Annotated in this window: 11 protein-coding genes; 5 read left to right on the top strand and 6 right to left on the bottom strand. The window is 40.1% G+C overall.

The features are described from left to right. Positions 1-189 precede the first annotated feature (189 nt). Positions 190-3,861 (bottom strand): DNA-directed RNA polymerase subunit beta', encoded by a 3,672-nt coding sequence (rpoC, locus tag K4422_RS11400; RefSeq protein ID WP_206903192.1) that lies wholly within the window; start codon positions 3,859-3,861, stop codon positions 190-192. Positions 3,862-3,963: 102 nt separating this feature from the next. Further along, complete coding sequence (gene rpoB / locus K4422_RS11405; protein WP_230711185.1) at positions 3,964-7,578, bottom strand: DNA-directed RNA polymerase subunit beta; 3,615 nt, start codon at positions 7,576-7,578, stop codon at positions 3,964-3,966. Positions 7,579-8,378: 800 nt separating this feature from the next. On the opposite strand from rpoB, the gene K4422_RS11410 reads away from it, so the two are divergent. Beyond that, complete coding sequence (locus tag K4422_RS11410) at positions 8,379-9,341, top strand: biotin--[acetyl-CoA-carboxylase] ligase (protein WP_206903190.1); 963 nt, start codon at positions 8,379-8,381, stop codon at positions 9,339-9,341. Between the two features lie 143 nt (positions 9,342-9,484). Here the strand turns inward: K4422_RS11410 and menA are convergent, their stop codons facing one another. From menA to K4422_RS11430, 4 genes are all read right to left on the bottom strand, one after another. Continuing rightward, on the bottom strand, positions 9,485-10,441 hold the full coding sequence (gene menA / locus K4422_RS11415; RefSeq protein ID WP_230711186.1) for a 1,4-dihydroxy-2-naphthoate polyprenyltransferase: 957 nt from the start codon (positions 10,439-10,441) through the stop codon (positions 9,485-9,487). Between the two features lie 151 nt (positions 10,442-10,592). Then, positions 10,593-11,675: an FAD:protein FMN transferase gene (locus K4422_RS11420; protein WP_206903188.1), complete on the bottom strand. Its 1,083-nt coding sequence runs from the start codon at positions 11,673-11,675 to the stop codon at positions 10,593-10,595. A gap of 538 nt (positions 11,676-12,213) precedes the next feature. Next, positions 12,214-13,149: an extracellular electron transfer flavoprotein PplA gene (pplA, locus tag K4422_RS11425; protein WP_230711187.1), complete on the bottom strand. Its 936-nt coding sequence runs from the start codon at positions 13,147-13,149 to the stop codon at positions 12,214-12,216. Between the two features lie 352 nt (positions 13,150-13,501). Then, complete coding sequence (locus tag K4422_RS11430) at positions 13,502-14,656, bottom strand: peptidoglycan-binding protein (RefSeq protein WP_230711188.1); 1,155 nt, start codon at positions 14,654-14,656, stop codon at positions 13,502-13,504. A 260-nt stretch (positions 14,657-14,916) separates the two neighbouring features. On the opposite strand from K4422_RS11430, the gene K4422_RS11435 reads away from it, so the two are divergent. The 4 genes from K4422_RS11435 to K4422_RS11450 all read left to right on the top strand — a co-directional run bounded on the left by K4422_RS11435 (position 14,917) and on the right by K4422_RS11450 (position 19,447). Beyond that, complete coding sequence (locus K4422_RS11435; RefSeq protein WP_206903185.1) at positions 14,917-16,944, top strand: NAD(P)/FAD-dependent oxidoreductase; 2,028 nt, start codon at positions 14,917-14,919, stop codon at positions 16,942-16,944. A 450-nt stretch (positions 16,945-17,394) separates the two neighbouring features. Beyond that, positions 17,395-17,814 (top strand): NusG domain II-containing protein, encoded by a 420-nt coding sequence (locus K4422_RS11440; protein ID WP_230711189.1) that lies wholly within the window; start codon positions 17,395-17,397, stop codon positions 17,812-17,814. Positions 17,815-17,830: 16 nt separating this feature from the next. Continuing rightward, a complete protein-coding gene (locus tag K4422_RS11445) occupies positions 17,831-18,379 on the top strand; it encodes a Gx transporter family protein (protein ID WP_206903183.1) in 549 nt (182 codons plus the stop codon). An 81-nt stretch (positions 18,380-18,460) separates the two neighbouring features. Continuing rightward, positions 18,461-19,447 (top strand): polyprenyl synthetase family protein, encoded by a 987-nt coding sequence (locus K4422_RS11450; RefSeq protein WP_206903182.1) that lies wholly within the window; start codon positions 18,461-18,463, stop codon positions 19,445-19,447. Positions 19,448-19,531: the final 84 nt, after the last annotated feature.

The following is a 19,531-nucleotide window of genomic DNA, read 5'->3' on the forward strand; positions in this document are numbered from 1 at the left end:
GGTTTATTTATCCTGCCCATTTTCTAGTGGTACAAGCAGGCTTAGAAAAAAAGACAATTTATTCCTACGACAATCCTACTTTTCTTATAGTCAAAAAAATGAGCCAGGACAAAAATTTTGTCCTGACTCATTTCCAAAAATAAACGGCATTTTCGCAAGCGTTCTGCCGCGACTTTTAATACTAACGCATTAGTCTTGGTTGTTTAAGGCATCTTCTGCCGCCATTTGGGCTTCGATGTCTGAAATGCTATACACATTTTCAGAAGCAACCGTAACTTCTTTTGGTTCCATATTGCGGTAACGTGCCATACCAGTACCAGCAGGAATGATTTTCCCGATGATAACATTTTCTTTCAAGCCTAGTAATGGGTCACGTTTACCACGGATTGCAGCGTCTGTTAACACCCGTGTTGTTTCTTGGAATGACGCAGCAGATAAGAAACTATTTGTTTCCAATGATGCTTTTGTAATCCCTAGTAACACTGGACGAGATGTCGCAGGTACGCCACCAGCAACCAATGTGTTGTAGTTTTGGTCTTTAAAGTCGGCAATGTCTAATAATGTACCTGGTAAAATTTCAGTATCACCTGGGTCCATTACGCGAACTTTACGCAACATTTGACGAACCATAACTTCGATATGTTTGTCACCGATTTCTACCCCTTGCATACGGTAAACACGTTGTACTTCCCGTAATAGGTAGTTTTCAACGGATAAAACATCGCGAACTTGTAACAATTGTTTTGGATCGATAGAACCTTCAGTTAGAGGTGCACCACGATGGATGTAATCTCCTTCTGTCACTTTCATACGTGCTGTATACGGAACAGTGTAGGTCCGTGTATCGGTCGTACCTTTGATTGTCACTTCTTTACTGCGTGTTGCAGCATCTTCAGCGATTTCAATGACTTCACCTGTAACTTCAGTGATGACAGCTTGCCCTTTTGGATTACGGGCTTCAAAAATTTCTTGGACACGAGGTAAACCTTGGGTAATATCGTCCCCGGCAACCCCACCGGTATGGAATGTACGCATGGTCAACTGAGTACCTGGTTCACCGATTGATTGGGCAGCGATTGTACCAACTGCTTCACCAACTTCAACTTCAGCACCTGTTGCCAAGTTACGACCATAACAATGTTTACATACACCATGTTTTGTATTACATGTGAAGACAGAGCGAATTGAAACAGTTTCAATCCCAGCATCCACGATTTGACGTGCAATATCTTCGGTGATTAAGTCATCAGAACCAAGAATTAATTCGCCCGTTTCAGGATTTACGACAGATTTATGTGTATAACGTCCTACTAAGCGTTCTTCCAAGGATTCGATGATTTCGTTGCCTTCGCGAATTGCGCTGATATCTAAACCACGATCGGTACCACAGTCTTCTTCACGAATGATAACATCTTGAGCCACGTCAACCAAACGACGTGTAAGATAACCGGAATCGGCAGTCTTCAAGGCGGTATCGGTCATCCCTTTACGTGCACCGTGAGTAGAGATAAACATTTCCAAGACAGAAAGTCCTTCACGGAAGTTTGAGATGATTGGCAATTCCATGATACGACCATTTGGAGCGGCCATCAAACCACGCATACCAGCAAGCTGCGTAAAGTTGGAGATGTTACCACGGGCTCCAGAGTCACTCATCATGAAGATTGGGTTTTTCGCATCTAAAGATTCCATCAATTTTTGTTGGATTTCATCTTTGGCTGCATTCCAAACACCAATAACGCGTTCATACCGTTCATCATCTGTAATCAAACCACGACGGAATTGTTTAGTGATTGTTTCTACTTGTTTGTGGGCATTTTCAATGATGTCATGTTTTTCAGATAAAACCATGATATCAGCGATCCCTACAGTGATACCGGCATGAGTAGAGTGTTTGTAACCTAAGTCTTTCATGCGGTCCAACATTTTAGAAGTTTCTGTAACTTTGAAACGTTTGAAGACTTCTGCAATGATATTTCCTAAGTTTTTCTTCTTGAATGGTCCAACGAGCTCTTGTTCTTTGATGAAACTTGGAATATCTGTACCTGCTTCAACAAAGTACTTGTCAGGCGTTTGGATTGTCAAGTTGAAATCAGTTGGTTCGTTTAGGTAAGGGAATTCTGGTGGCATAATGGAGTTAAAAATAACTTTACCAACCGTCGTTACCATCAAACGATTTTTTTGTTCTTCAGTGAATGGTTTGTCCCCTAGAGTTCTTGGGTTAACCGCAATCCGAGAGTGTAAATGCACATAGCCATTGCGCCATGCAGTTACAGCTTCATCCATATCGCGGAAGATCATACCTTCACCTTCACGGCCATCTTCTTCCATCGTCAAGTAGTAGTTCCCTAAGACCATATCTTGAGAAGGGGTTACAACTGGTTTACCATCTTTTGGATTTAAGATGTTTTGTGCCGCTAACATTAACATCCGCGCTTCTGCTTGCGCTTCGTCATTTAACGGTACGTGAACAGCCATTTGGTCCCCATCGAAATCGGCATTGTAGGCTTCACACACTAATGGGTGCAAGCGGATTGCGCGACCTTCAACTAAGACTGGTTCAAAGGCTTGGATACCTAGTCTGTGCAAAGTAGGTGCCCGGTTCAATAGAACTGGATGTTCTTTGATGACGTCTTCTAAAACGTCCCAAACTTCATCTTCCATGCGTTCGATTTTACGTTTTGCATTTTTGATGTTTGAAGCGATTTCTCTTTGGACTAATTCTTTCATAACAAATGGTTTAAACAATTCGATTGCCATTTCTTTTGGCAAACCACATTGATACATTTTTAAGAAAGGTCCAACAACGATAACGGAACGACCAGAATAGTCAACACGTTTTCCTAGCAAGTTTTGACGGAAACGACCTTGTTTCCCTTTCAACATGTGAGAAAGTGATTTCAATGGGCGGTTACCTGGTCCTGTCACAGGACGGCCACGACGACCATTATCAATCAATGCATCAACGGCTTCTTGTAACATCCGTTTTTCATTTTGCACGATAATAGATGGTGCATTTAAGTCCAATAAGCGTTTTAACCGGTTGTTACGGTTAATCACACGACGGTACAAGTCATTTAAGTCACTCGTTGCAAAACGGCCACCTTCTAATTGCACCATTGGACGTAAGTCTGGCGGGATTACAGGAATAACATCCATAACCATCCAGCTTGGTTTGTTGCCAGATTTTCGGAATGCTTCCAAAATATCCAAACGGCGGATTGCCCGTGTCCGTTTTTGACCAGAAGCTGTTTTTAATTCTTCTTTTAATTCAGCTGCTTCGCCGTCTAAGTCAACGCTGTCTAACAATTGTTTAATTGCTTCAGCACCCATCGCAGCAGTGAATGTTTGACCGTATTGTTCCCGTTTTTCACGGTATTCTCTTTCAGTCAATAATTGTTTTTTCTCTAGTGAAGTATCGCCTGGATCGATTACGACATAAGAAGCGAAGTAAATAACTTCTTCCAATGCCCGTGGGCTCATGTCTAAAACTAAGCCCATCCGTGATGGGATACCTTTGAAATACCAAATATGTGAAACCGGAGCAGCTAATTCAATGTGACCCATACGTTCACGACGTACTTTTGAGCGTGTTACTTCCACGCCACAACGGTCACAGACGATGCCTTTGTAACGGATGCGTTTGTATTTACCACAAGCACATTCCCAGTCTTTAGTAGGACCGAAGATGCGTTCGTCAAACAAACCTTCCCGTTCCGGTTTTAGCGTGCGGTAGTTGATGGTCTCAGGTTTTTTAACTTCCCCGTATGACCAGCTTCTGATTTTCTCAGGAGATGCCAGACCTATTTGCATGCTTTCGAATTTATTTACATCGATCAAAAGGGGTTCCCTCCATTTCATTTCTAGCGGGTTGCAACTGAATATAAACGTAAGCTTTTAAGGGAGTTTTGACACTTGACAGTCGATGACTGAAAAGTGCCAAATGCTCCGTTAAATTAAAGCTTATTCAACGTCTTCGGCAGTTTCGATTTCTTGATTCAAATCTTCTTCTGCAGTTTTTTCTTCAGCGGCAGCTGCCTGTTCAACTTCTTTAGCAGATTGTTGTTCGGCGAATTTCGTCAAAGCATCTACTGTAATTAAATCATCATCATCGTCATCCATGTCACGAAGTTCAATTTCTTCATCTTCGATATCAAGGACGCGCATATCTAAACCTAATGATTGTAATTCTTTCACTAATACGCGGAAGGATTCTGGTACACCAGGTTTTGGAATTGGTTCACCTTTAACGATTGCTTCGTATGTTTTCACACGACCCACAACGTCATCTGATTTATAAGTCAAGATTTCTTGCAAGGTGTAAGCTGCACCGTAAGCTTCCAGTGCCCAAACTTCCATTTCTCCGAAACGTTGTCCACCAAACTGCGCTTTACCACCCAATGGTTGTTGGGTAACAAGTGAGTAAGGTCCAATTGAACGGGCATGCAATTTATCGTCAACCATGTGGGCTAGTTTAATCATGTACATAACCCCAACGGAGATACGACCATCAAATGGTTCACCAGTACGGCCATCGTAAAGAACAGTTTTGGCATCACTTGCCATACCTGCTTCTTTAACAGTTGCCCAAACGTCTTCATCATTTGCACCATCAAAGACTGGTGTTGCAACATGAATACCTAATTGACGGGCAGCCATCCCTAAGTGTAATTCCAATACTTGTCCGATGTTCATCCGTGATGGCACCCCTAAAGGATTCAACATCACGTCAATTGGTGTACCATCTGGAAGATATGGCATATCTTCTTCTGGCATAATCCGGGATACAACCCCTTTATTACCATGACGACCGGCCATTTTATCCCCTTCATGGATCTTACGTTTTTGCACGATGTAAACGCGCACTAACATATTAACCCCTGGTGATAATTCGTCGCCAGCTTCACGGGTAAAGATTTTCACGTCGTGGACGATACCGCCACCGCCGTGAGGAACACGAAGAGAAGTGTCGCGAACTTCGCGGGCTTTTTCACCGAAGATAGCATGTAATAGACGTTCTTCAGCTGATAATTCCGTTACACCTTTTGGCGTTACTTTACCAACTAATAAGTCGCCGTCTTTTACTTCGGCACCAATGCGGATAATCCCCATTTCGTCCAAGTTCTTCAATGCATCTTCCCCAACGTTTGGAATTTCGCGGGTAATTTCTTCAGGTCCTAATTTTGTATCACGAGCTTCTGATTCGTATTCTTCAATATGAATCGAAGTATAAACATCATCTTTAACCAAACGACGGCTCATGATGATGGCATCTTCGTAGTTGTAACCTTCCCAAGTCATGAAACCAATTAAAACGTTTTGTCCTAAGGCCATTTCCCCGTTTTCCATGGAAGGTCCGTCAGCTAGGATATCGCCTTTTTCAACTTCTTCCCCTAGTTTTACTAATGGGCGTTGGTTGTAGCTAGTACCTGAGTTTGAACGACGGAATTTTGTAACAGAGTAGACATCTAATGCCCCGTCTTCACGACGAACACGAATTTCAGATGCATCACAAAATTCAACGACACCTGGGTTTTTACATAATAAAGCAGCACCTGAGTCATGAGCTGATTTATATTCCATCCCAGTCCCAACCCATGGTGATTTAGGGTTAATCAACGGCACAGCTTGACGCTGCATGTTGGCACCCATCAAAGCACGGTTGGAGTCATCGTTTTCTAAGAAAGGAATACATGCAGTCGCAACGGCAACTACTTGTTTTGGCGATACGTCCATGTAATCAATTTTATCAATCGTTACTTCTAAGTTTTCAGAAGTTGCACGGGCCATCACTAATTCTTCTTTGAAACTACCATCTTCATTTAATGGGCTGTTTGCTTGGGCAACCACGTAATGGTCTTCAATGTCGGCTGTTAAATAGTCGATTTGATCCGTTACACGGCCAGTCGCACGGTCCACACGACGATATGGTGTTTCAATAAAGCCATATTTATTTACTTTTGCGTATGATGCCAAACTATTGATCAACCCGATGTTTGGACCTTCAGGCGTTTCAATTGGACACATACGACCATAGTGAGAATAGTGAACGTCTCGAACTTCATAGCCGGCACGATCCCGTGTCAAACCACCAGGCCCTAAGGCTGATAGACGACGTTTGTGGGTTAACTCACCTAATGGGTTTGTTTGGTCCATGAACTGTGACAACTGAGAAGAACCAAAGAATTCTTTGATACTTGCCACAACTGGACGAATATTGATTAATTGTTGTGGTGTTAGCGTTTCAGTGTCTTGAATAGACATCCGTTCTCTTACCACACGTTCCATCCGGGCTAAACCGATACGGAATTGGTTTTGTAATAATTCACCAACGGAGCGAATCCGACGGTTACCTAAGTGGTCGATATCGTCAACATTGCCGATACTTTCCATTAAGTTGAAGAAGTAGCTCATAGCAGCAATGATATCTGCAGGGCGAACTGTTTTCACAGAAGCGTCAGGATAGCCGTTACCGATTACGTTAACTTCTCGTTCTGGATCTTTTGGTGAAAATACTTTAATCACTTGAACTGTCATTGGTTCTGTCACGACACCATCTTCTGAAGGATAATACGTAACAGCATTCAAACCGTTATCTAAGAAAGGTGCTAATTTGTCCATTTCTTGGTGAGACAAAACAGTGCCTTTTTCAACGATGATTTCACCTGTTTCAGGGTCAACCAAAGTTTCAGCTAACGTTAAGTTCAATAGACGTGTTTTAAGGTCTAATTTTTTGTTTACTTTGTAACGACCGACATTGGCAAGGTCGTAACGTTTTGGATCAAAGAAGCGGGCATTCAAAAGGTTACGAGAACTGTCCGCAGTTTTTGGTTCTCCTGGACGTAGTCGTTCGTAAATATCTTTTAAGCCTTCTTCAGTACGAGAATCACTTGCGTTTTTATGCAAGTCTTTTTCGATTGTGTTGCGTAATGATAAGCTTTCGCCAAAAATTTCAAGAATTGTATCGTCGGAGCCAAAACCTAACGCCCGAACCAATACTGTTAATGGAATTTTACGTGTGCGGTCAATCCGTACATAGGAAATATCTTTGGCGTCTGTTTCCATTTCCAACCATGCACCACGGTTAGGAATAACAGTTGAACCAAAGCCTTCTTTACCATTTTTATCTACTTTACCGTGGAAATAAACACCTGGTGAGCGTACCAACTGTGATACGATAACCCGTTCAGCACCGTTGATGATGAATGTACCTTGTTCGGTCATCAATGGGAAATCACCGAAGAAAACTTCTTGTGATTTAATTTCGCCAGTTTCCCGGTTTGTCAAACGCAAAGTAACATGTAGTGGCGCAGAATAGTTTGCATCATGCGCGCGAGCTTCTTCAACTGTGTATTTTGGTTCCTTCAAGTCGTAATCAACAAATTCCAGTGACAAATTACCGTTAAAATCATCAATTGGTAAGATGTCTTCAAACATCTCACGTAAACCTTCATCTAAAAACCATTGGTAAGAGTCGGTTTGAATTTCGATCAAATTCGGTAATTCCAATACTTCACTGATTCTAGCGTAACTTCTACGTTCGCGATGTTTCCCGTATTTTACTACGTGTCCAGCCAAGCTCTTCACCCCTCAAAAATTTCTTTCAAAAAGGCTATCCAACTTTCGTTACAAAAAGATTACAAATATTAAACTTTCGTAACAAAAAGCATTTTTTGCGGCTTTTGGGCATAAAAAAAACCAAAAGATAGAACGTTCAAATTGACCTTTCTACTTTTGTTTTCCTATGGTAAAGCCGAAACGGACAATAGATCGTTCCTGCTTCCTTCTTTTCATCAGATAGTTTTTGCTCTGTCGATTATACAGACCAAAAACCATTTTGTCAATGGTTTCTCCCAGTGCCGACGGCTTTCCTTAATAGTTTGTTAAAGATTCATTCTTTCATTTGATTCTTTTCAAAATGGTGAAACAAGTTCTTTTCCTTTGAAAAAACTTAGCCGCTCTTGTTCAATTATTAACAATTTTTTCGTGACTTTCTACAAAAAAATATAGTTCAATAGGAAAGCCAAATGAACTCGGTTAGTCTTTTGGCATTAAGCTGAAGCTGTCTGGCTTTACAGCAAAAAATTGAATCTTTTATTTGGAGTGTTTTATATGGAGAAAATTAGCGGCCTCATTTTTTGGGTACCGGTGCTACTTTTTCTAATTATTGCTGCCTTTTTTATTAAGTGGGACCGCCACAAAATAATTTTAGCCGTTTTGCTGCTATTATTATTATTTTTCTTCAGCCAAGTGCTGAATCACCGGCATTTTGAGTCCCCAACGATTTTATTAATACGAATTGGCTGTCTTTTTGTTTCTTTTTTAGCATTAATCCTTTATCTTTTATATGACCATAAAAATAGATAGGAGGTTTTTTCTTGACGACAAAAGACCGCGTATTACAACTTTTAAAACAAAATAACGCCACTTTATCCGGAGAAAAAATTGCCCAAGAATTAGCTATTTCCCGTACTGCTGTCTGGAAAGCAATTAAAGAATTGGAAAAAGTCGGTTATACTTTTGAGCATTTAAAAACAGGTTACCGTTATTTACCACAAGATCGCTTGGATGATGTAGCCATTGCCGCTGGTTTACCTGATTTAGCAGTGGCGACAAAAGACATCTCGGAATCGACGATGAAAGATGCCAAACTTGCCCAAGTTAGTGGTATTAAAGCACCCTTTTTAGTCGTAGCCGATATGCAGACAGCGGCGCACGGCCGCTTTAACCGCCCGTTTTTCGCGCAAAAAGGCGAAGGCATTTACATGAGTTTATTACTAACTCCTAACCAATCTTTTGCGGAATTACCCCAGTATACCGTTTTGGCGGCTGTGGCTGTTTGCCAGGCGATTGAAAAATTAACAACCCGCAAACCACAAATTAAATGGGTCAACGATATTTATTTGGAGGGTCGTAAAATTTGCGGCATCCTTTCAGAAGCCCAAAGCGATTTTGAGTCTGGCATTATTTCCCACGTGATTATCGGTATGGGCTTTAACTTTGCCATTCCACAAAAAGATTTTCCAAGTGACCTGCAACAAAAAGCCACTTCCCTTTTTGCCGAAGGGGGTACGCCACCTTTTGAACGTAATCAATTAATCAATGAAATTTGGCGGCACTTTTTTGACCTATTAGCGCAATTACCCAAGCAAGATTTCTTAACTGAGTATCGCAAGCGCTCTTTTGTTTTAGGGCAAAATGTCAGCTTTACGCAAGGCGGAAAAACGTATTCCGGTATTGCTAAAGATATTACCGATGAAGGCCAGCTAGTCGTAGCTACGCCACAACAAACCTTCACCTTAAACTCTGGCGAGATCAGTCTCAGCTCCATTGGCAAATAAGGCAGAAAAGCTCAGTTAAAAAGAGCGCTAACTTTTTTTGTAAAAGTAACGCGTATTTATTTTGACATAAAAAACGCCCATCAAAGTCCTCCTAGAAAATTCTAGTCTGCTTTGATGGGCGTTTATTTGGTTGATTTTATCTGTTAGCGTAGCAATTGCCAGATTAAAGATAAGCCTAGGCAGATAACATAGGCACTATTAAAGAGCACCATGTTTTTCAAGGAATAAACAAAACTATGGGGTGCAGGTAATTCTTTTTTGTGGGCAATTAAATTTTGGCGGATTTTTGGCAAAGTTAAAAAGACCAAAAGCAGCGGCCAAGAGAAGACTTGCAGTAACACACCGACCAAAATTGCCACGTAACTGGCATACATCAAATACGAAAACAAGTGAATTCCGTGCTCGCGGCCAATGTAATAAACCAAAGTATAGCGATGGTTTTTAATATCTGTTTCCAAATCTCGCAAATTATTTGCCAACATGATATTGGCAATCGTACAAATTAAAGGTATTGCAGCTAAAACTAGCGCTGCAATCAGCCAGAAATTTCCGTCAAAGGAAAACTTACCGCTCGCAAAATCAACGTTTAAATACATCACGTCGCTACTCATGGTATTGATATAAACTACCATAGCAGTAATCCCCAATCCCATTGTTACACCACTGAAAATTTCTCCCAATGGCATCCGGGATAACGGTACTGGGCCATAGGTGTAAAAAATGCCGATAAAACAGCACACTAAACCTAACACGAGCAATAACCAGCCTGTTTGATAGGCCAGAATAAAACCTAAAAGAGCAGCGGTTAAAATCATTCCTACAATCATTTGTCGCACCAATTTAGGCGACACATTTTCCCGCCCAATCACATTTTCGTTAAACTTATAGGTTTGTGAATGGGCTTTTTCAAAGTCCATATAATTGTTAATTGCCGTTGTCGTCATATCAAAAATTAACATGGCAATAAAAAATAATAGCGTATAACCAAAATGAAAGGAATGATAAAACGTAGCTGAAAACAGTGCCCCAACTAAGAAGGGGAAAACACTGGCAATTTTAGTCTTAATCTCCACGATTTCCAAAAATACTTTTAAAGACATACCACAAACTCCTTTTTCCATCTAAAAGGCGGCAATAAACAATTCAAAATAATAAGCCAAATTTAGCCGCAATTTTCCTAATTTTAGAAAACTGGTGCAAAATTTTGGCTTATCACCTGTAACTAAACGCGTTTAGAACCGCCCCACCTTTTTATTTTAATTCACTACGATTTCCCATGGTATAACCAGAGTCTTTCCCAATTTTGAAATTATCTTTAATTCCGTCGGTCACATAAATTTTATCGTCTTTGGTAACAAAAATTGCATCGCTGCCTTTTTCATGTTCTTCAATAAATTTCAACCCTTCTTTAACCCCCATAGCAAATACAGAAGTTGATAGGGCATCGCCGTCAATGGATTTATTCGTAATAATAGATACTCCGGCAATATCGTTATCATAAGGGTAACCTGTTTTAGAATCAAAAATATGGTGATATTTTTTACCATCCACTTCCAAGAAGCGTTCATAAATACCAGACGTTACAATCGTCCGATTTTTTTCTTTGATACTGCCGACAATGGAGCCACGGCTCTTATTAGGATCTTGAATACCGACATTCCACGGATCTTTTTGGCCACGGTTGCTATGACCTAAAACATAAACGTTCCCGCCAAGGTCAACAATAGCAGACGTTACACCTTTATCTTGTAAAACTTTTACTACTTCATCTGTAATATAGCCTTTGGCGATCGCACCAAGGTCGATGATCATTCCTTTTTCTTCCAAATAAACCGTTTGATCTTGGTCGTTGAATTTCACTTTATGAAAATCAATTTTTTTCAAAGCGGCATCGATTTCGCTTTGGGCTGGTTTTCTGGCATCGTCAAAGCCGATCCGCCACAATTGCGTGATCGCACCGATGGTCATGTTAAAGGCTTCATCTGTTTCTTCACTATATTTGTAGGCTTCTTTTAACAAGTAATACATATCCGAAGTTACTTTCACCGGTTTAATACCAGCTTGTGCATTAATCGCATCAATTTCTGATCCTTTTTGATTAATGGTGATCTTGTCAGCTAATTCTTTTACCCGATCAAAAGCCGGTTTCATCGCGTCTTCTTTTCCTTCGTCGTAAACGCGAATTCTAACGTAGGTTCCCATTAAAAATTTTTCCTGGTAATAAGGTTCTTCTCGTAATTTTGCCGTCTTTTTCTCGCTGTCGCCTTTGCCACAAGCAGCTAAAAAGAAAATGCCGATAAAGGCAATAAACAGCAGGCGCCAATATTTTTTCATGTTCCTTCCTCCTTAAAATCAACGTTTACATCATAGCGGTTTTTAACTTGTTTGCAAAGTCACAAGCTTATAAAAAAAGCGGAATATTTCATTTTTTTAAGAAAATGAAATAACAAAATAAAATAAAAATTCCTTTGTGCAAATTAAGCCGTTGGGAAAAGCTGTGATCCGTCAAAGTTAATAACTATTTTATCCATTTTTTTCACAATGGTTTTCGTTACATTAGCAAAAAATGAAAACTATCACTTTCTTTTAACCAAAGTGGCATTTCTAACAGCTTTCATTATTTTATAATCAAAAAAAAGTAGAAATATAGTTAAACTTGACCAGTGACTATTTTACTTTCCCTTAGGATTTTTCTACGGCAGAAAAAAGCCTAGTTGAAATCGCTACTAGCTCGCATCTTCGGTATTTTTTTAATTCAAAAAAAATTTATTTTCGCTTCCCATACGATTCAACTACGGCAGAGAGCGCCTAGTTGAAATCGCAAAAATCCCGACTGCTAAAAAAAGCAGCCGGGATTTCATCAGGTGATAGATTATTCAGTTACAATGTTGTCAACTTCGATTGGAGTTGTGTCGCCTTTTTCAGCGGCATTGATTAATTGTTCAGCGTAGATGATGAATGTATGTGAGCTGTGAGTTGCACCAGTTACAACGTCCATATCAGCAGGTGAACCGTCTTCTTTGCCCATTGCAGCTAAGAAGTTTTTGTTTAAGTCTTCGATATATTCTTTAGGACCAACGCCAGATTTGTCTTTCATATTCTTTTCGTAGTCAGCGTCATCTTTTTTAGATTTGCCGTCTGCGTTTAAGTTATCGTATTTAGATTCAGTAATTTTACCGTCTTTAACTACGATTGAAAAGTCAACGTGGTAGCCGTTTTTGTCATTTTTTTCTTTCAATGCATATGTGCCGTCTTTAAGTTCTGCACCATTGTCAATTTCAATTGTATCTGTTTTACCAGCTTGAGCAGCTTGGATTAATTGTTGTGCATAGTTTTGGAAAGATTCAAATGAATGTGTCGCGCCTGTAACAACGTCCATGCTTGATGGATCTTGTGCTGCAACTAATTCTTCGTTGAATTTAGGAATAAATTCTTCTGGTGAGATACCAGCTTTGTCTTTCATTTGTTTGTTGTAGTCAGCATCTTCAGTTTTTGATTTGCCAGCTTCATTGATGTTATCGTATTTAGATTCAGTAATTTTACCGTCTTTTACAGTAATTTCAAAAGTTGCACGGTAGCCGTTTGAATAGTTCTTTTCTTCTAACTTGTAAGTACCGTCTTTCATTTCGCCGCCAGCGATAACTTTAGCTGCTTCTTCTTTTGCTGCTGAAGATGAAGCTGTTGTTTGTTCTGTTTTAGCAGATGAGCTTGCTGCGCTATCATCTTTTTTGTCTGCACTACATGCGCCTAACACTAAAGCAGAAAACGCCAAGACTGTAAAACCCGCTACTAATTTTTTTGATTTCATTTTGTATTTCCCCTCTTCATTTCACTTATTCTTGTCACATACTAAGCATGTGATACATATTACATTGTAATTAATCTTACATAAAAGTCAAACGTTTCCATGATTGTTAACGATTCACAAAGCCTGTTATTGTATCTTCGATTCGCCATTTTTCTTAATTTCGTTTCATTTTGAAAAAAATTTCACATGAAAAGCTGTCATTTTTTTCTTTTTCTAAAAACTGGCAAAGCTGTGTCCTGACAACTATTGTTCTTTTTGTGTTTTTATTTGAAAAAGCATTGCCCCGCCTTTTTTTCACAAAAAAACTTCCAGTCGTAAAAGACCGGAAGTTCAAAAATTTTTTTAATAAAAATTATTCTGCAGCTTTTTTAGCAGCGTCGATAATTCCTTGTAAGTAACCAGCTGTATCAGCAAATGTCGCACCGGAAACAACGTCAGAAACTTTACCGTCTTCGCCTTGACCTTTCAAGTCGCTAACAGCTTTTTCTAATTCTGCCACTGTTTTACCTTTTGCAAAGGCATCAACGGCGTGAATATTTTCTTCCCATGTTTGTGTAGCTTTTGCATGGTCTTTCATCATAGCAGAGTATGCTTCATTGTTAGCATATTTAGAACCTAAAACCAAGTTGTCTTTAATGCCTTCGCCAAATGCAGCATTTGAGTTTGGCACGCCACCGAAGTCTGCTGGATCAACATATTGGAATTCATCAACAAAGGTTGCAGCTACTTTGTCACCGTCTAAAGCAACTGTTACAGTAGCAAATGATTGATCGCCATGAGGAGCAGCTAAAATCATCGCTTCTTTCAAATCAGTGTTGCTTGTTTTTTCGCCAACTGAAACCATACCTGATTTAGCAGCATCTACGATTGATTGCAAGTAACCTTTAGTATCAGCAAACGTTGCCCCAGAAACAACATCGGCAACTTTTGCATCTTTGCCTTGTGCTTCTAAATCTTTAACAGCTTTTTCTACTTCTGCAACTGTTTTACCTTTAACAAAGTTTGTGATTGCTGTCATGCTAGCATCCCAAGTTTGCGTTGCGCCACCATGATCTTTCATCATAGCAGAGTATGCTTTGCTGTTTTCTTCTTTTGCAACTAAAATATTACCTTTCGGGAAGTTTTCTCCCAATTTGCCGTCTGAATTTGGCACGCCAGTCCAGTCGTCACCTTTTTCAACGTATTGGAATTCATCCATCCGGGCGGAAATAATTTTGTCGCCATCTAATGTTACATTGACAACTGCAAATGATTTGTCTCCGTGAGGGGCTGTGTATAATTGACGCATAACAATTGTACCTGCTCCAGGAACTTCTGCATTTTCTGTTTTACCATCGGCAATTTTAACGTCAGCATTTGCCGCTTTGCTGGATGAAGCTGTTGTTTGTTCTGTTTTAGCAGATGAACTAGCCGCGCTATCATCTTTTTTGTCTGGACTGCAAGCGCCTAATACTAAGGCAGAAAACGTCAAGACTGTAAACCCTGCTACTAATTTTTTGTTTAACATGGTATTTCCCCTTTTCATATTCTTCTCACGTGACAAGCATGTGATGCACATTACATTGTAATTAAAGCGACGTAAAAGTCAAACGTTTACAGCTTTGAGAAAAATTCACAATAATGGTCTATGTTCACAAGCTCATTTTCAGCGAAAAACCTCATTCTAATGAAGTTTTTAGAATAGACAAATGGCGAACAAGTCTGTATAATGGTGTGGATTGTGTAATAATTATCATACTATTTTTATATTTTAAGGAGCGATTTTCAATGACAAAGAAAAACATTGTCGTTGTGGGTGCGGGTTACGCAGGTGTAGCCGCTACTAAATTCATGGCCAAGAAATTGAAGAAAGATGATGTGGAAATCACATTAATCGATCGTCATTCTTATCACACCATGATGACAGAACTACACGAAGTTGCCGGCGGCCGCGTGGAACCAACTGCTATTCAATATGACTTACAACGCTTGTTTGCCCGTAAGAAGAACGTCAAATTAGTAACAGATACTGTAGTTGGTATCGACAAAGATCAAAAAGTTGTCAAAACACAAGCTGGCAGCTATCCATTTGATCACTTAGTAATTGGTATGGGTGGCGAACCAAATGATTTTGGTACCCCTGGTGTCAAAGAACACGGCTTCACACTGTGGTCTTTTGAAGATTCTGTCCGCATTCGCGAACACATTGAACACACCGTTGCCAAAGCAGCAATTGAACCTGATGCTACAAAACGTAAAGCAATGTTGACATTTGTTGTCTGTGGTTCTGGTTTTACCGGAATTGAAATGATCGGTGAATTAGTGGACTGGAAAGACCGCTTAGCTGAAGACTACAAATTAGATAAAAGCGAATTTACATTAAAAGTTGTTGAAGCAATGCCAACAATTTTAAATATGTTAAATCGTAACGATGCCAACAAAGCTGTTCGTTACTTGGAAAAGAAAAATGTTGAACTTGTTTTAAATGCACCAATCGTTGAAGTTGACGCAGATCATATTAAATTAAAAGACGGCTCTACTATTCCAACTCACACTTTAATTTGGACAGCCGGTGTTAAAGCAACCTCTGACGCAGCTGACTTTGGTTTAGAAGCAGCTCGTGGTAACCGTTTAGTTGCCAATGAATATATGGAAGCAAAAGGCTACGAAGATAAAAACATCTATATTATTGGGGATTTGGTTTACTATGAAGAACAACCAAATACACCAACACCGCAAATCGTACAAGCGGCTGAACAAACTGGTCACTGTGCGGCAGCAAACGTAGTATCTGCTATTAAAGGTGACGGTCAAAAACATAAATTCAAGAGTAACTATCAAGGATTCATGGTTTCTGTCGGTGCGAAATGGGGCGTTGCGGAATTATTCGGCAAAATCCATTTAAGTGGTTTCTTAGCAATCATTATGAAACACATCGTCAACTTGAAATACTTCTTTGATATTCGTTCTGGCTATTATATGTTCCAATACATGATGCACGAATTCTTCCACATCAAAGACGACCGCAACGTAACACGAGGTCATTCTTCTCGTTACGGCAATGTTTTGTGGAGTGTCCCATTACGCGTTTTCTACGGTTTAGTTTGGTTTATTGAAGCCTTCAAAAAAATCGTCGGAAACGGCGAAGTATTAAAACCATCTACTTGGTTTGGCGAAGGTTCTTGGTTTACAGGTAATTCTGTCTTCCCTTGGACTTGGGAATATGCTAAAGAAGCTGCGACAACCGCATCTTCTGGCGCTGACGCTGCTTCTGGTGCTTCGGCTACCGCGGCAACGACTGCTTCAAGCGTAGCCGACGCTGTCGGTGGTGCTTCTGCAACTGTTTCTTCTGGTGCAGCCGACGCAGCAACAAATGCAGCTTCATCTGGTGGTGCAGAAGCTGCGGCACATGCAGCCCACTTTGGCTTAAGCTACGGTTACGGCGAACAACCAATGGCTGTTTTAGACAAAGCACCTGACTGGTTCAGCAGCATCATGAAAGTGATGATGCCAAATATGGACGTTGCGATGTTCTTCCAAAAAATGATGGTCTTCGTTGAAATCGGTATTGCACTTTGTTTAATGGCTGGTTTGTTCACTTGGTTAATGAGTGGTACAACAATCATCTTAGTTGCCATGTTCTGTATGTCTGGTATGTTCTACTGGGTTAACATCTGGTTCATCCCGGTTGCCTTTGCCTTAATGAACGGCTCTGGTCGCGCAGTCGGTTTAGACCGTTGGGTAATCCCATGGATTCAGAAAAAACTAGGCGGCTGGTGGTACGGCAAGCCGAAATCTCTTTACAATCAAAAATAAACTTGCTGTTAGGCATGTAAAAAAGACCCGGGCAGTTTTTGTCTGGGTCTTTTCTTAGTTACCAACCAAGTTCCTATGGTAAAATAAAGGACAAAAGAAAAGCGGAAGGTGACGGTTAGCTCTTAAAAAAAATATCAGGAACTTGTATTCTGGTATGCTTTTTACCAGAATCGAGTTTTTGAATTTTTCTTAAAGCGTTGACACCTGAAGCTAGACAAAAGAAAAGCGGATAAAACTCGGTTTACTTCCAAGCATTAAGATAAAATTTTAATAAATTGTTTTTCAAATTTCTTGAAATTTTAGCTTAATGCCGTAGGAAGTTCGTTTTAACTGCTAGATCAAAAAGCGGAAGGTGACCTTTCACGCTTTCGCAAAAATTACACTAACTTTGTATTCAAATGTTTTTTAGCACACGTTTGTAACCCTTTAAGACTTAGAAAGGTGACCTTTTTGAAACTAAAAGAATTTATTAAAGCCAGTAAATTAAAACCCTGGGATTTTATCATCGTTATTATTTTGATTATTGCTTCTTTTATCCCGACCCTTATTTTTGGCTTGCAGCAAACAGATGCTCCTGTTACGACCAAAGTAGCGGTTTTGCGGGTTGACGGCAAAGAGATCAAGACCTTTAAACTTTTTAAAGGACAAATTGAGACGTATCGTTACGAAGATCCTGATGGAGATTATAATTTAATCGAGGTAAAAGACGACAAAATCCGTATCAAAGAAGCAAATTGCGGCGATCAGGTCTGTGTGCGGCGGGGCTGGGCCAAAAAAAATGGCGAGACGATTGTCTGTTTGCCTCATAAACTGGTCATTGAGGTACAAGGTCAAAGTTCAGGAGGTGACGGCGACGATTTAATTTATTAATTAGACGTCCCAAAAAATGAGTCGTACACAAAAAATGATTTATATTGCGCTTTTGGTTGCACAAGGTGTAGTCATTGGCTTAATTGAAAATATGATTCCCTACCCCTTTGCCTTTGCCCCTGGTGCCAAACTGGGCTTAGCAAATTTAATTACCATTATTTCTCTTTTCACCATGCCCAAAAAAGACAGCTTTACTCTAGTTTGGATGCGCCTAATTTTAACTACTTTATTAGGGGGCACACTTTCAACCTTTCTTTATAGTATGAGCGGTGCTATGCTAAGCTATTTTGCGATGGCCTGCTTACGCATTTTGGGACCAAAACGCATCAGCATCATCGGCATTAGTGCCGCCGGCGGCTTCATGCACAATGTTGGGCAGCTTTTAACAGCTTCTTTTATTGCCCAATCTTGGACGGTCATGTTGTACCTGCCGATTCTTTCGTTTTTTGGTATCTTATCTGGAATTGCCATTGGTATTGCTGCAAACTTTTTATTGCAGCGGGTGCAAACATTGCAAAAATTCCAAATTGCCTATGAACATCAAACAAAACAAAGTTGGCGCTAATACGCTGATCTTTTGTGTCAATTGTTGGAAATAAAAGGGAAAAGAACCCTCTGCACCTTTTAAAACCTAAAGGAGAATTTTATGAAGTTACATCCACTGTGGCAGGACTATCCTGTCTTACAACCTGAATTGCGTCAAACTTTGACACTGATGGAAGATTCTATCAAGTTAAAAAACAAACCTGTTGCAACAGCAATTTTAAGCATGATTCACTCCGGCGGCAAGCTATTGCGCCCTGCCTATCAATTGCTTTTTTCACAATTTGGGCCCGAACAAGACCGCAAGAAAGCTGTCTCTTTGGCTGCTTCAATTGAAATGTTGCACACAGCAACGTTAGTCCACGATGACATTGTCGATGAAGCTGATTTGCGCCGCGGACTTCAAACTATCCGCTCTGAATTTGGCAATGCTGTGGCTGTTTATGCTGGTGATTTTCTCTTTGTCTGCTGTTTTAAACTAATGGCCGACTACGCCGGTTCCATGCGCAGCTTGCAAATCAACTCCCGTAGTATGGAAAAAATCTTAAACGGAGAACTCGGACAAATGGACACCCGTTATGCGACCGATGTATCCATTGCCGAATATTTGGAAAATATTTCTGGAAAAACGGCTGAACTATTTTCCCTAAGTTGTTTTGTTGGGGCTTTAGAAAGTGGCACTGGGGAGCGTTTTGCCAAACAATGTGGTGATATCGGTCAAAATATCGGCATGGCTTTTCAAATCATCGATGACATCTTAGATTATTCTAAAAATGCCACCGAGATCGGAAAACCGGTCCTAGAAGACGTGCGCCAAGGCGTATACTCCCTTCCTTTATTATTGGCCTTACAAAAAGCACCACAAAAATTACTACCGCTTTTAGAAAAAAAAGCTGAAATTACCGATACAGAAGTTGAACAGCTTTATCAATATGTCCATGAATATGGCGGCGTAGCAAAAGCAAAAGCCTACGCAAAAGATTACACCGATAAAGCGCTAAAAGGGATTCACAAGTTGCCCGAAAATGACTTAAACACCAAAGAAACACTTTTACGTTTAACCCAGACGATATTGGAACGGAACAATTAGACGGCAATTTTTAACAAAAAACGACGCTAAAAATTCAAGGACCATCTCTAATGAAAAGAGACCGTCCTTGAACTTTAACGTCGT

Source organism: Enterococcus sp. SMC-9 (assembly GCF_021011285.1).
GTDB classification, from domain to species: domain Bacteria; phylum Bacillota; class Bacilli; order Lactobacillales; family Enterococcaceae; genus Enterococcus_C; species Enterococcus_C montenegrensis.

Coding starts and splice junctions, on each gene's coding strand:
- rpoC (WP_206903192.1), bottom strand. CDS start 3,861: ATGAAATGGAGGGAACCCCTTTTGATCGATGTAAATAAATTCGAAAGC.
- menA (WP_230711186.1), bottom strand. CDS start 10,441: ATGTCTTTAAAAGTATTTTTGGAAATCGTGGAGATTAAGACTAAAATT.
- K4422_RS11420 (WP_206903188.1), bottom strand. CDS start 11,675: ATGAAAAAATATTGGCGCCTGCTGTTTATTGCCTTTATCGGCATTTTC.
- pplA (WP_230711187.1), bottom strand. CDS start 13,149: ATGAAATCAAAAAAATTAGTAGCGGGTTTTACAGTCTTGGCGTTTTCT.
- K4422_RS11430 (WP_230711188.1), bottom strand. CDS start 14,656: ATGTTAAACAAAAAATTAGTAGCAGGGTTTACAGTCTTGACGTTTTCT.
- K4422_RS11435 (WP_206903185.1), top strand. CDS start 14,917: ATGACAAAGAAAAACATTGTCGTTGTGGGTGCGGGTTACGCAGGTGTA.
- K4422_RS11445 (WP_206903183.1), top strand. CDS start 17,831: ATGAGTCGTACACAAAAAATGATTTATATTGCGCTTTTGGTTGCACAA.
- K4422_RS11450 (WP_206903182.1), top strand. CDS start 18,461: ATGAAGTTACATCCACTGTGGCAGGACTATCCTGTCTTACAACCTGAA.